Source organism: Enterobacter sp. 50588862 (assembly GCF_001462935.1).
Taxonomy (GTDB): domain Bacteria; phylum Pseudomonadota; class Gammaproteobacteria; order Enterobacterales; family Enterobacteriaceae; genus Enterobacter; species Enterobacter bugandensis.
On record NZ_LNHM01000028.1, the window covers coordinates 623,210 to 635,182 of the forward strand.

An 11,973-nucleotide genomic window follows, 5' to 3' on the forward strand; every position below is an offset into this window, starting at 1 on the left:
GCGGCTTCTGTTCTGTCGTTTCTCTCAAATATCACGCGGTAGCGGTTTTGTTCGCTTCCGCCGCCTTGTCGTCGTCCTGAGTCATTCGATTCAGTTTCGGCGCGGTCAGCAGCATCAGCGCCGCGATAACCGCCGTAGCGATACCAATCTGCATAAACACGGTACCGTAGACGTTCAGGGAGAGCAGCGGATCGGTCACGTTTTCTGGCACAGCCATCAGGTTCGCGATCTTACCGGCGATGATCGCCGCACCGGCAGTGGTCAGGAACCAGCTACCCATAATGAAGCCCATCAGACGCTGTGGAACCAGCTGTGCAACCATCGCCAGACCCAGACCGGAGATCATCAGTTCGCCGATAGACTGCAGCGCGTAGCTCAGGATCAGCCAGTTAACGGACACGATACCGGCGTCGGACGCAAACTTAGTCCCCAGCGGCAGCACCAGGAACGCACCAGAACAGAGCACCATACCCACCGCGAACTTGTGCGGCATTGGCAGACGATCGCCCATCTTGTTATAGATTGCGGCCAGAATCGGGGAACCGATCATGATCCAGAAGGGGTTCAGCGCCTGGAACTGCTCGGGTTCGAATGCGATACCCAGGATAGAGTGCTCAACGTTACGAATAGCGAAGAAGTTCAGAGAGGTTGGCATCTGGCTGTACAGCACGAAGAAGATAATCGCTTCCAGCATCAGAATGAACGCCACAATCATCTTACGACGGGCTGCACCCTTCATAGCGAACGCTTCTTTTGCGAAGATGACCACGATGCCCAGCGCAACTACGCCCAGAACGGCACGAGCGATACCCTGGTTGTGCAGCAGCCAGGTGGCGATCGCCGCCAGGACCACAACGCCCACGATGGTAGCCAGCAGCTTGCCCATGTGGACAGGCTCGAAGTCTGGTTTTGAACCGTAGTTTTTAACCCAGCTGCGGCAGAACAGGAAGTTCACCACGGTGATCAGCATACCCACGAAGCTCAGTGCAAACGCCACGCTCCAGCCGAATTTCGCTGCGAGCCATGGGGTTGCCAGCATCGAGAAGAACGAACCGATGTTGATGGACATGTAGTACATGGTAAATGCACCGTCCAGACGCGGGTCATCTTTGCTGTAGCAGGTAGAGAGCAGAGAAGACGGGTTCGCTTTGAACAGACCGTTACCCACGGCGATCGTAGCCATGCCCATATACACGACAGCGGCATCATGCCCTGACCATGCTACCAGTCCATAGCCAATCGCCAGAACAATGGCGCCCAGCATAATGACGCGCTTAGTACCGAGAACTTTATCACCCAGCCAGCCGCCGATAGCAACCAGACCGTAGACGAGGGCACTGAAGGAGGAGAACAGCGTGATGGAATCGGCTTCGGACATACCCAGCTGTTTTACCAGGTAAACCGCCATGATCCCTTGCAGGCCGTAGTAACCAAAACGCTCCCATAACTCGATAGAGAAGATGAGATAAAACGCTTTCGGTTGTTTAAAAGCGTTCAGACTCACGCTTTCATCTGTTGGTTTATTGTTTGCAGTCGACACATATACCTCTTTTTTTACATCCCATATTAACGGGGGTGTTCATAGCGTGATGGCCGTAGCCCATCCGCCTTATAGTTATATTGGGAGGAGAAACGGCGGGTAATGTTCACTATCCTGCCCCTTCTGGCAAGACGTTTGTAATAATCTGTTACATATATCTGAGATGGTATAATCGTCGGTTCATGCAAATGTTATTCAGCGTTAAATTTTATAAGGTGAGTAAAGGTAGTTTTTTCGACTGCTTTTGACCGGTACGGACCGGTGAATGGCGATATGTTCTGCTATTTGCCGCTTCTGGCAGTGATATAGCCCATAATCTGAAAAATCACTGGTCTTATCGTCGGTAAAAAAAGAAGGGTGTCTTGTCAGACAAAGGGTTTAGGTCGATTTTGACAACAAAAATATAACATGAAGTTATCAGGGTGATCGCGATCACAGATGTATAGAAATTTTTGGCTATGAAAAAACTATTAACCTGTTTAAACGTTAAAGAACCGAAGAAGTGACAGGCCAGAGGAAACGAAAGGCGGACAAATAACGGTCAAAAGAAGCGTGCACCATCACCCTTCTTTTGATGTGGTAATAACGTTCAGGAATACACTTTTTCTTTGTATTCGCAGAGATCTTCGATAATGCAGGAGCCGCAGCGAGGTTTACGCGCAATACACGTGTAACGACCGTGCAAAATCAGCCAGTGGTGGCAGTCAACCTTGAATTCGGCAGGAACCACTTTTAACAGCTTCTCTTCTACCTGCTCGACATTTTTCCCTGGGGCGAAGTTGGTCCGGTTTGAGACGCGGAATATATGCGTATCAACGGCGATGGTCGGCCAGCCAAACGCGGTATTGAGCACAACGTTCGCGGTTTTACGCCCCACGCCCGGCAAGGCTTCCAGCGCGGCGCGATCTTCCGGTACTTCGCCTCCATGCTGTTCCAGCAGGATCCGACAGGTCTTAATTACGTTCTCGGCTTTGCTGTTAAACAGGCCGATGGTTTTGATATAGGACCTCACACCTTCCACGCCCAGCTCCAGCATGGCCTTCGGCGTATTGGCGACCGGATAGAGCAGGGCAGTGGCTTTATTGACGCTCACGTCGGTCGCCTGCGCAGAGAGCAACACTGCGATCAGCAGCTCAAACGGGGAGGTAAAATTCAGCTCCGTCGTCGGGTGCGGGTTCTCGTCCCGCAGGCGGGTCAGGATCGCAATGCGCTTTTCTTTATTCATGAGGCCTTCTCGGGTGTCCCTTCCAGAACGCTGCGCTCAGCCGCGCGGCGCTTACGTTTCTCATCAATCAGGTATTTTATCGCCAGCATCATGCCGAGGCCAATAAACGCGCCGGGCGGCAGCATCGCCAGCAGGAATGGCGTATCGGTGTGAAACACCTCAACGCGCAGCGCTTTAGCCCAGCCGCCCAGCAGCGCATCTGCGCCGTCGAACAGCGTACCGTTGCCGAGGATTTCACGCAGCGAGCCCAGCACGAACATGGCGCACGTGGCGCCCATGCCAATGGAAAAACCATCCAGCGCAGACATGGCCGGGCTGTTTTTCACCGCGAACGCTTCCGCACGCCCGACCACAATACAGTTGGTGACGATAAGAGGAATGAAGATCCCGAGCGACTGGTACAGACCAAACGCGTAGGCGTTAATCAGCATCTGGACAATACTGACCACCGACGCAATGATCATGACGTAAATCGGAATACGAATTTCCGACGGCGTCCAGCGTCTCAGGGCAGAGATGGAGAGGTTGGTCAGGGTCAATACCAGCGTGGTTGCCAGACCCAGACCGAGCGCGTTGGTGGCGGTGGATGTCACCGCCAGCAGGGGGCACATGCCCAGAAGCTGTACCAGCGCGGAGTTGTTTTTCCACAATCCCTGGACAATAACCTCTTTAACCTGGCTCATGATTACTCCTCACAGGCCGGAAGATTGTTGATCTGCGCGGGCAGCGTTTCAGCGTACAGCCCGGCTCGTTTTACGGCGTTTACCACCGCCCGCGGGGTGATGGTCGCCCCAGTGAACTGGTCAAACTCGCCGCCGTCTTTCTTCACCGCAAACGCGGTGTCATCTTCACCATGGATCACTTTACCGGCAAAGTGCAAAATCCAGTCGCTCAGACGGGTTTCAATTTTGTCGCCAAGACCCGGCGTTTCATGATGTTCCGTCACGCGGGTGCCCAGGATGGTACCGGAGAAATCGCTGCCCACGAGCAGCTGAATGGCGCCGGAATAGCCGTCAGGCGCGGTTGCTTCCATCACCGCGCCGACCGGTTTATCCCCTTTGCGGGCGATAAAGAGGCGGTGCGGGCCTTTCCCAAGCTGCGGCGCGTCTACCACAAAGCAGCTTTTTTGCAGGTCATTATCGTAGAAATCGGACGGGATCACCTGATCGAACAACGCCTTTTGCTGCTTCGAGGCCTGTTCTTCGATGGTCGTTTTGGTCAGCGCATTAACCAGTGCCGTCAGCCCCGTCAGGACCGCGGCGAAGACAGCCAGCGTGACGCCGTGTTTTTGCATCGTTTTTAACATGGCGAAACCCTTAGCGATGGCCGTACACGCGCGGACGCGTGTAATAGTCGATGAGCGGAACGGTAATATTGGCGAGCAGGACGGCAAAGGCCACGCCGTCCGGGTAGCCGCCAAAGCTGCGGATGAGCCAGACCAGCAATCCAGCCAGCGCGCCGAAGATCAGGCGTCCGCGGTTAGTCGTTGAGGCCGTCACCGGATCCGTCAGGATAAAGAAGGCACCCAGCATGGTCGCGCCGGAGAGCAGGTGCATCTGCGGGCTGGCCAGGGATTCAGGAGAGAATACCCAGCCCAGCGTGGCGCAGACCGCCAGCGTCACGAGGAAGCTGACCGGAATATGCCAGCGGATGGCCTTCTGCTGCAACAGGAACAGGCCGCCCAGCAGATACGCCAGGTTGACCCACTGCCAGCCGGCTCCCGCCAGCACGCCGCTGTAGATCGCCGATTTCATAATTTGTTCAACGCTGTGTCCGGCATGCAGGGACGTTTTAAAGGTATCAAGCGGCGTCGCCTGGCTGATACCGTCCACGCCCATACGCAGCGCGTTCATATCAGCACCCAGCGCCGTATGGCCGGTAAAGATCACCTGCAGAGCATCCATAAAGCCGGGCACCGTGGCTGCAATCTCGTGCGGTGGCAGCCAGCTGGTCATCTGTACCGGGAAGGAGATCAGCAGCACCACGTAGCCAATCATTGCCGGATTAAACGGGTTATGACCGAGGCCGCCATAGAGCTGTTTGGCAATAATCACGGCAAACACGGTGCCGAGCACCACCATCCACCACGGGGCAAGCGGGGGAATGCTGATGGCCAGCAGCAGGCCGGTCAGCAGCGCGGAGTTGTCGGCCAGGATGCGGGAAACCGCCATCTTGCGCAGCTTCAGCACGAGGGCTTCCGCCGCGACGGCGCTGGCGCATCCAAGAGCTATCTGGAACAGAGTTCCCCAGCCGAAAAACCAGCACTGAACGGCAATGCCCGGTAGCGCCGCCAGGCAGACCAGCATCATGATACGCGAGGTCTGGCGCTGGTTGTGGGTGTAAGGGGAACTTGCGATTCTGAAAACCATTTAATCCTCGTTTACGGCTTGCTGTGCGGCTTTCTTTGCCTGAACGCGCGCAATGGCGGCGGCGACGGCGGCCTTGCGCGGGTCATCGTTGGCGGCCTGCGGCTGCTCTTCCTGCTGTGCTGCTTTGCGCGCTTTGGCGCGGGCAATCGCCGCTTCAACGGCGGCTTTACGTGGGTCGACCGGTGCTTCAGGTTCTGCGGCTGGCGCCTGCTGTGCTGCTTTGCGCGCTTTGGCGCGGGCAATCGCCGCTTCAACGGCGGCTTTACGTGGGTCGACCGGTGCTTCAGGTTCTGCGGCTGGCGCCTGCTGCGCTGCTTTGCGCGCTTTGGCGCGGGCAATCGCCGCTTCAACGGCAGCTTTACGCGGGTCGACCGGTTCCTGTTCAACCACCACTGGCTGCTCCCCGGCCTTGCGCGCTTTGGCACGGGCTATTGCCGCCTCAACGGCGGCTTTGCGTGGATCGATTTCAGCTTCCGGCTGCGCCGCTTGCGCTTTTTCCGCCTGACGGGCGCGGGCCGCAGCTTTACGCGCTTCGCGGGCGGCAATCGCTTCGCTGTTATCCGGTTTTTCACCGGCCTGGATCACCAGCGTCTGGGCGGCACTGGCTTTTTTCTCGCGAACGCGCGCCAGTGCGGCGTTGATTGCATCCTGATCTTTCCCGGCAGGCTGAACGGCGGCCTGCTTATGTCGCTCCTGACGAGCCATCTTCTCACGTTCGAGACGCGCCTGACGCGCTTCGAAACGTGCCTTGGCTTCCGCGGCGCGTTTTTCTTCCATGGAGATGGCATAAATCTCGGCCTTCTCCTGGCGGAAGTACTGCACCAGCGGAATGTTGCTTGGGCAGACCCAGGCGCAGGCACCGCATTCGATGCAGTCGGCCAGGTTATGGGCTTTGGCTTTATCGTGCTGCTGGCCTTTGCTGTACCAGTACAGCTGCTGCGGGAGGAGATCCGCCGGGCAGGCATCGGCACAGGCGCTGCAGCGGATGCAGCCTTTCTCTTCCTGCTCCTCCCCCATTTCGGTTGGGGAAGGGGCGAGCAGGCAGTTGGTGATTTTCACTACCGGAACGTCGAGCCACGGCAGGGTAAAGCCCATCAGCGGACCGCCCATGATCACCATCTGGTCGCTGGCAGGGCAAAATTCAGCCTGTTCCAGCAGATGGCGCACCGGCGTGCCGAGGCGCGCCCAGACGTTACCCGGACGAGAGACAGACTCTCCGGTCAGCGTTACCACGCGCTCGGTCAACGGCTCGCCGTCAATCACCGCACGCTTGACGGCGTAAGCGGTGCCGACGTTTTGCATCAGCACGCCGATATCCGATGAGCGTCCGCCGTGCGGGACCTGCTTGCCGGTGAGGATTTGCGTCAGCTGCTTTGCGCCGCCAGAGGGGTACTTGGTCGGAATAACGCGCAGGGCGATATCATGGCTACCGGCCAGCACGGCGCGCAGCATTGAAATAGCCTGCGGTTTATTGTCTTCGATACCGATCAGCACTTCCCGCGGCTGCAGAATGTGCGCAAGGATGCGGATGCCTTCCACCACCTGGGCGGCGCAATCCTGCATCAGACGATCGTCGGCGGTGATGTACGGCTCGCATTCGGCGGCGTTGATAATCAGCGTCTGAATCTTATCGCCACCGCCGCGCAGCTTGACGCCGGTCGGGAAGCCCGCGCCGCCAAGCCCGGCGACGCCGAACTGATGAATACGCTCGATGAGCGCTTCGCGGCTCTGGCTGCGGTAGTCGCTCCAGCCGTCACGGTCAATCCAGCGATCTTCGCCGTCGGCTTCAATAATCACGCTCAGTTCCGACAGCGCGGACGGATGCGCCACCGTATGAGGGGCAATCGCCACCACTTTCCCGGAAGTAGGGGCGTGTACCGGCAGCATACGTCCGCGTCCGAAGGTCAGCGGCTGACCGCGCAGCACCGTATCGCCTTCTTTCACGCACAGCTCGCCCTCAGCGCCAATATGCTGCTTGAGCGGCATGACGTAACGCGTCGCCAGCGGAACTTGACGCAGCGGCGTGCCGTTGGACTGGGCTTTCATCTCTGGCGGATGGATACCGCCGTCAAAGTCCCAGATCTTCTCTTTTCTGAAAGCAGAAAATAACTTAAGCATGTTGTTCCACAGGAATATTGCGAACCGGAATGGTTTGAAGATCCCACTTCCAGCTTTCGGTAGTCGTTTCAACCGGGCGCAGCTCTATACATTGCGTCGGGCAGGGGGCCACGCAGAGGTTACAGCCGGTGCAGAGATCCGCCACAACGGTGTGCATGGCGCGCGTTGCGCCAACAATGGCGTCGACCGGACAGGCCTGAATACATTTGGTGCAGCCGATGCAGTTTGCTTCGTCGATCACCGCGAGGGCACGGACCGGCTCCTGGACTTCCGCATCGCCATCAACGGGCTGCGGATCGACGTTAAGCAGGGCGGCAATTTTCAGCATCACCGCTTCGCCGCCGGGCGCACAGCGGTTAATTTTTTCACCCTGAATGCCTACCGCTTCAGCGTAAGGGCGGCAGCCCGGGTAGCCGCACTGTCCACACTGACTTTGCGGCAAAAGCTCATCAATTTTTTCAACAACAGGATCGTCCTCTACCGCGAAACGGCGGGAGGCGTAGCCCAGGATAAGGCCAAACACCAACCCCAGGACGCTGATAGAGGCGATGGCAATCCAGATAGCACTCATTACAACTTCACCAGACCACTAAAGCCCATAAAGGCAAGAGACATTAAACCCGCGGTCACCAGCGCAATGGCATTACCGCGAAATGGCGCAGGGATATCCGCTGCTGCCAGACGTTCGCGAATCGACGCGAACAGCACCATAACGAATGAGAAACCGACAGCGGCGGAGAAACCGTACAGCGCCGACTGCATGAAGTTATGGCCAAGGTTGATGTTCAGCAGCGCCACGCCAAGCACCGCGCAGTTGGTGGTGATCAGCGGCAGGAAGATACCCAGCAGGCGATAGAGCGCCGGGCTGGTTTTACGCACGACCATTTCGGTAAATTGCACCACCACCGCAATGACCAGAATAAACGCCAGCGTGCGGAGATAGATTAACCCCAGCGGGATGAGGATCCAGGTGTCAATCAACCACGCGCAGATGGACGCCAGCGTCATGACGAAGGTCGTCGCCAGCCCCATGCCCATCGCCGTTTCCAGCTTTTTGGACACGCCCATAAACGGGCACAGGCCAAGGAACTTCACCAGAACGAAGTTGTTAACCAGCACGGTGCCGACAAAGAGCAGTAAGTAATCGGTCATTATTTAGCCTGAAATAAAAAAGCCGCCTATTATCGGACAAACCGGGGCAGGCGACAACAGGTTATCTGTAAGGTTATTACGGGTTCACGAAGGTGTTTTTCACACGCGTTGAACGTTTGAAATAGGGCACCAACAGCGCCGCAGCCAGTAACGGGAAAAGCAGCTGGCGTACAGCAAGCGCGTCAGAGACGGGCGAGAAAGCAAACGCTTTAACCGCCAGCAGGACCGAGACCAGCAGCCAGATAATGTAGTGCTTAGGCACACTCTTGCGGCGCTTAAAGAAGGCGATAGTCAGCCACAGGGTGTAGTACCACATCCCAATCGCGAAAACGAACGACACAAACCACATCGCTATATTCAGCACGCTTTGCGACATCAGGGTCTGTATAGCGTGAGGGGTAATCAATGCGGTGGTATAAAGCAGCAGCGCAAGCGATGCGCTTAATAAGGCAACCAGCAGCCATGCCAGTGGGGCGATTAACCAGCCTCCGATGCGTTCTCCAGGCGTTGCGGTCATGAACTCTCCCATTATCTGCGCGAAATGTTGTACAGCCAGTTTGCAGGGCGGAGAGTATATAACATTTCGCGCGGATGGCTACTTTCTTATAAAACGTAACGCCATACGGACTTCGGCACCTCGCCGACGTTGAACAAGCGACCGCCGGAGACCAGCTCCGCACGGCGATGGTCAGCGGCGCGATACATATTGATGATGTCCTGATTATCCGACAGGGTGTAGTTCAGATGGTCAAACAGTTTTTCCAGGCTCTCAAGCGAATTGATCTTGCGAAATTTTAATAAATAGTCCTGAACTGTCATATTAATAATTTTCCATATAAAAGTGAGTAATACCAGTTAAGGTAATTCGGTCGAATAATAAACGGATTAATACAGACGTAAACAGCCCACTCAGATAACGCGACGAAATTAGGAGTTTTCTTTGCTGAAATTCAGGCACCGAAGGTGATGCCTGGAAGAGAAGGTTAACCGCGTTCACCAGGGCTGGCAATACGAAACTGACACATTATGTCACTCTTTAAAGCAGCAACCGGTTACTTAGGATGGGTGACGGCAGCAGGCTCCGGCGGCTGGTAGTTATCAATATGGCTGGCTACGCCGAGCAAAATGACCGAAACCCCAAGAACAATCCATCCCGCTAATTCAATGATTCGATTAATAATTGATGCCATGATTCACTGTTGTAATTTATCCATAAATACAGGTCGCAAATGTTACAGCGCTGTTTCTCTGACGGCAAGCGCTTTGGGAACGATTCCCTTAAACAAAATCAGAAGGTTAATACTATGTAACAAAAATAGCCGGTACAGCCTGCTATTTTAAGCGCCATGGCTCATTATTAATGAGGACAATGCCAGAAAGGCCAGTATGAAATAAGAAACGCAAAAAGAGGACAACACGATGAGTGATAACATCCGCGTCGGGCTTATAGGCTACGGGTACGCGAGCAAAACGTTTCATGCGCCTCTGATAGCCGGAACGCCGGGAATGGCGCTGGCGGCGGTATCCAGCAGCGACGCCGCCAAAGTCCACGCTGACTGGCCCGCAGTGCCGGTTGTCTCCGAGCCTAAACACCTTTTCAACGATCCGAATATCGATTTAATTGTTATTCCCACCCCGAACGACACGCACTTCCCGCTGGCGAAAGCCGCGCTGGAAGCCGGGAAGCACGTCGTTGTTGACAAACCCTTCACCGTGACGTTGTCACAGGCGCGTGAGCTGGAGGCGCTGGCAAAAAGCCTGGGCAGAGTGCTGTCCGTTTTCCATAACCGCAGGTGGGACAGCGACTTCCTGACGGTTAAAACGCTTCTTGGGGAAGGCACGCTAGGAGAGATCGTTTTTTTTGAATCGCATTTTGACCGCTTCCGTCCGCAGGTGAGAAACCGCTGGCGCGAGCAGGCCGGTCCGGGCAGCGGCATCTGGTACGATTTAGCCCCGCATCTGCTGGACCAGGCCGTGAATCTGTTTGGGCTGCCGGTGAGCATGACGGTCGATCTGGCCCAGCTCAGGCCCGGGGCGCAGACAACCGATTACTTCCACGCGGTGTTGAGTTACCCGCAGCGGCGGATTGTGCTGCACGGCACGATGGTCGCGGCCGCGGAATCTGCCCGCTATATCATCCACGGCACGCGCGGGAGCTACGTGAAGTTTGGTCTCGATCCGCAGGAAGACAGGCTGAAAAACGGTGAGCGTCTGCCGCAGGAAGACTGGGGCTATGATATGCGCGACGGCGTCCTCACGCGGGTGGAAGGCGACGAGCTGGTCGAGGAGACCTTGCTGACGATCCCGGGCAACTATCCAGCCTATTATGCGGGCATCCGCGATGCGCTGAACGGCACGGGGGAGAACCCGGTTCCGGCCAGCCAGGCGATACAAATTATGGAGCTGATTGAACTGGGCATCGAATCTGCCAAACATCGCGCCACGCTCTGTCTGGCATAAATCTTTGACGTTGTTGTAGGCCGGGTAAGGCGTAGCCGCCACCCGGCAAAAGGGTTTACGCGGTTGCCACCTTATCCCGCAGCGCCTGCTTCTCAGCAGGCGTCAGGAAGGCAATTTCCAGCCCGTTAATCTGCGCCTGACGGATCTGCTCACGGCTCAGACCCGCCTGCGGTGCGGCGATGTTGTACTCGTGGATGATATCCACGCCCTGAACCGCCGGATCGTCCGTGTTCAGCGAGGCCAGCACGCCGTGCTCGAGGAAGGTTTTCAGCGGGTGCTTGTCAAGGGCCGCCACGGTGCTGGTCTGAATGTTAGACGTCAGGCACGACTCAATCCCGATGCGCTGCTCCGCCAGGAAATCCATCAGCGCGCGGTCTTCTACCGCCTTCACGCCGTGGCCGATACGCTCGGCGCCCAGCTCGCGGATGGCCTGCCAGATGCTTTCCGGGCCAGCCGCTTCACCTGCATGCACCGTAATGTGCCAGCCGGCATCGCGCGCGCGGTTGAAGTGGGAGAGGAACAGACTGCCCGGGAAGCCCAGCTCGTCACCGGCGAGATCGACGGCGGTGATGGCATCGCGATGGGCCAGCAGCGCTTCCAGCTCCTGCAGGCAGGCGGCTTCGCCGAACGTGCGGCTCATAATGCCGATCAGGCGAGCCTGAACGTCGAAGGTTTTACACCCTTCGCGGACGCCTTCAATGACGGCCTCCACCACGCCTGCAACGGGCAGGCTGTGGGTCATCGCCATGTAGCCCGGCGAGAAGCGCAGCTCGACGTAGTGCAGGCCGTTGCGGGCGGCATCTTCGATGTTCTCAAACGCCACGCGGCGGCAGGCATCCAGCGACGCCAGCATCTTCACGCCCCAGTCGAGTTTGCTCAGGAAGCTGACCAGGTCCGGTTCATTAGAGGTCACCTGTACGTGAGGGATCAACGACTCAAGCGTCTGAGCGGGAAGCGTTAAGTTGAACTGGCGGCCAAGATCGAGGATGGTTTGGGCACGAATGTTACCGTCAAGGTGACGATGAATATCAGTTAAGGGCAGGCGTGTATCAATCATGGTCGCACTCTTTTCGGGTTAAAGTGCGCCATATTATAAAAACAAAACGGGG

The 11,973-nt window shown here is 56.7% G+C and carries 13 protein-coding genes; 1 reads left to right on the forward strand and 12 read right to left on the reverse strand.

The window, feature by feature from the left end; translation table 11 throughout:
* Nucleotides 1-31 precede the first annotated feature (31 nt).
* From dtpA to blr, 11 genes are all read right to left on the reverse strand, one after another.
* Nucleotides 32-1,540, reverse strand: coding sequence for a dipeptide/tripeptide permease DtpA (gene dtpA / locus APT89_RS15925; protein WP_060572923.1), 1,509 nt, complete (start codon nucleotides 1,538-1,540; stop codon nucleotides 32-34).
* A gap of 589 nt (nucleotides 1,541-2,129) precedes the next feature.
* Nucleotides 2,130-2,765: an endonuclease III gene (gene nth / locus APT89_RS15930; RefSeq protein WP_060572924.1), complete on the reverse strand. Its 636-nt coding sequence runs from the start codon at nucleotides 2,763-2,765 to the stop codon at nucleotides 2,130-2,132.
* Nucleotides 2,762-3,448, reverse strand: a complete 687-nt coding sequence (locus APT89_RS15935; protein ID WP_023617347.1) for an electron transport complex subunit E — start codon at nucleotides 3,446-3,448, stop codon at nucleotides 2,762-2,764. Before APT89_RS15935 ends, nth begins: the two co-directional genes overlap by 4 nt.
* 2 nt (nucleotides 3,449-3,450) lie before the next feature.
* Complete coding sequence (rsxG, locus tag APT89_RS15940) at nucleotides 3,451-4,071, reverse strand: electron transport complex subunit RsxG (protein WP_045261492.1); 621 nt, start codon at nucleotides 4,069-4,071, stop codon at nucleotides 3,451-3,453.
* A 10-nt stretch (nucleotides 4,072-4,081) separates the two neighbouring features.
* Nucleotides 4,082-5,134 (reverse strand): electron transport complex subunit RsxD, encoded by a 1,053-nt coding sequence (gene rsxD / locus APT89_RS15945; protein WP_028012916.1) that lies wholly within the window; start codon nucleotides 5,132-5,134, stop codon nucleotides 4,082-4,084.
* On the reverse strand, nucleotides 5,135-7,252 hold the full coding sequence (gene rsxC, locus APT89_RS15950) for an electron transport complex subunit RsxC (RefSeq protein ID WP_060572927.1): 2,118 nt from the start codon (nucleotides 7,250-7,252) through the stop codon (nucleotides 5,135-5,137).
* On the reverse strand, nucleotides 7,245-7,823 hold the full coding sequence (gene rsxB, locus APT89_RS15955; RefSeq protein ID WP_032640037.1) for an electron transport complex subunit RsxB: 579 nt from the start codon (nucleotides 7,821-7,823) through the stop codon (nucleotides 7,245-7,247). Before rsxB ends, rsxC begins: the two co-directional genes overlap by 8 nt.
* A complete protein-coding gene (gene rsxA / locus APT89_RS15960) occupies nucleotides 7,823-8,404 on the reverse strand; it encodes an electron transport complex subunit RsxA (protein WP_028012919.1) in 582 nt (193 codons plus the stop codon). The genes rsxB and rsxA overlap by 1 nt, the downstream gene beginning before the upstream one ends.
* Before the next feature lie 76 nt (nucleotides 8,405-8,480).
* A complete protein-coding gene (locus APT89_RS15965) occupies nucleotides 8,481-8,921 on the reverse strand; it encodes a DUF2569 domain-containing protein (protein WP_025758365.1) in 441 nt (146 codons plus the stop codon).
* Nucleotides 8,922-9,007: 86 nt separating this feature from the next.
* Complete coding sequence (gene ydgT, locus APT89_RS15970; protein ID WP_013096896.1) at nucleotides 9,008-9,223, reverse strand: transcription modulator YdgT; 216 nt, start codon at nucleotides 9,221-9,223, stop codon at nucleotides 9,008-9,010.
* Nucleotides 9,224-9,456: 233 nt separating this feature from the next.
* Nucleotides 9,457-9,582 (reverse strand): division septum protein Blr, encoded by a 126-nt coding sequence (gene blr, locus APT89_RS23570; RefSeq protein WP_168733269.1) that lies wholly within the window; start codon nucleotides 9,580-9,582, stop codon nucleotides 9,457-9,459.
* Between the two features lie 241 nt (nucleotides 9,583-9,823).
* On the opposite strand from blr, the gene APT89_RS15975 reads away from it, so the two are divergent.
* Complete coding sequence (locus tag APT89_RS15975) at nucleotides 9,824-10,864, forward strand: oxidoreductase (protein WP_060572930.1); 1,041 nt, start codon at nucleotides 9,824-9,826, stop codon at nucleotides 10,862-10,864.
* 55 nt (nucleotides 10,865-10,919) lie between these two features.
* Here the strand turns inward: APT89_RS15975 and add are convergent, their stop codons facing one another.
* Entirely contained in the window at nucleotides 10,920-11,921 is a 1,002-nt protein-coding gene (gene add, locus APT89_RS15980; RefSeq protein WP_060572932.1) for an adenosine deaminase, read from the reverse strand.
* Nucleotides 11,922-11,973 lie beyond the last annotated feature (52 nt).

Excerpts from the sequence above, each read along its gene's own strand:
- nth (WP_060572924.1), bottom strand. The coding sequence starts at position 2,765 with ATGAATAAAGAAAAGCGCATTGCGATCCTGACCCGCCTGCGGGACGAG.
- rsxG (WP_045261492.1), bottom strand. The coding sequence starts at position 4,071 with ATGTTAAAAACGATGCAAAAACACGGCGTCACGCTGGCTGTCTTCGCC.
- rsxA (WP_028012919.1), bottom strand. The coding sequence starts at position 8,404 with ATGACCGATTACTTACTGCTCTTTGTCGGCACCGTGCTGGTTAACAAC.
- APT89_RS15935 (WP_023617347.1), bottom strand. The coding sequence starts at position 3,448 with ATGAGCCAGGTTAAAGAGGTTATTGTCCAGGGATTGTGGAAAAACAAC.
- APT89_RS15975 (WP_060572930.1), top strand. The coding sequence starts at position 9,824 with ATGAGTGATAACATCCGCGTCGGGCTTATAGGCTACGGGTACGCGAGC.
- rsxD (WP_028012916.1), bottom strand. The coding sequence starts at position 5,134 with ATGGTTTTCAGAATCGCAAGTTCCCCTTACACCCACAACCAGCGCCAG.
- rsxB (WP_032640037.1), bottom strand. The coding sequence starts at position 7,823 with ATGAGTGCTATCTGGATTGCCATCGCCTCTATCAGCGTCCTGGGGTTG.
- ydgT (WP_013096896.1), bottom strand. The coding sequence starts at position 9,223 with ATGACAGTTCAGGACTATTTATTAAAATTTCGCAAGATCAATTCGCTT.
- APT89_RS15965 (WP_025758365.1), bottom strand. The coding sequence starts at position 8,921 with ATGACCGCAACGCCTGGAGAACGCATCGGAGGCTGGTTAATCGCCCCA.
- add (WP_060572932.1), bottom strand. The coding sequence starts at position 11,921 with ATGATTGATACACGCCTGCCCTTAACTGATATTCATCGTCACCTTGAC.
- rsxC (WP_060572927.1), bottom strand. The coding sequence starts at position 7,252 with ATGCTTAAGTTATTTTCTGCTTTCAGAAAAGAGAAGATCTGGGACTTT.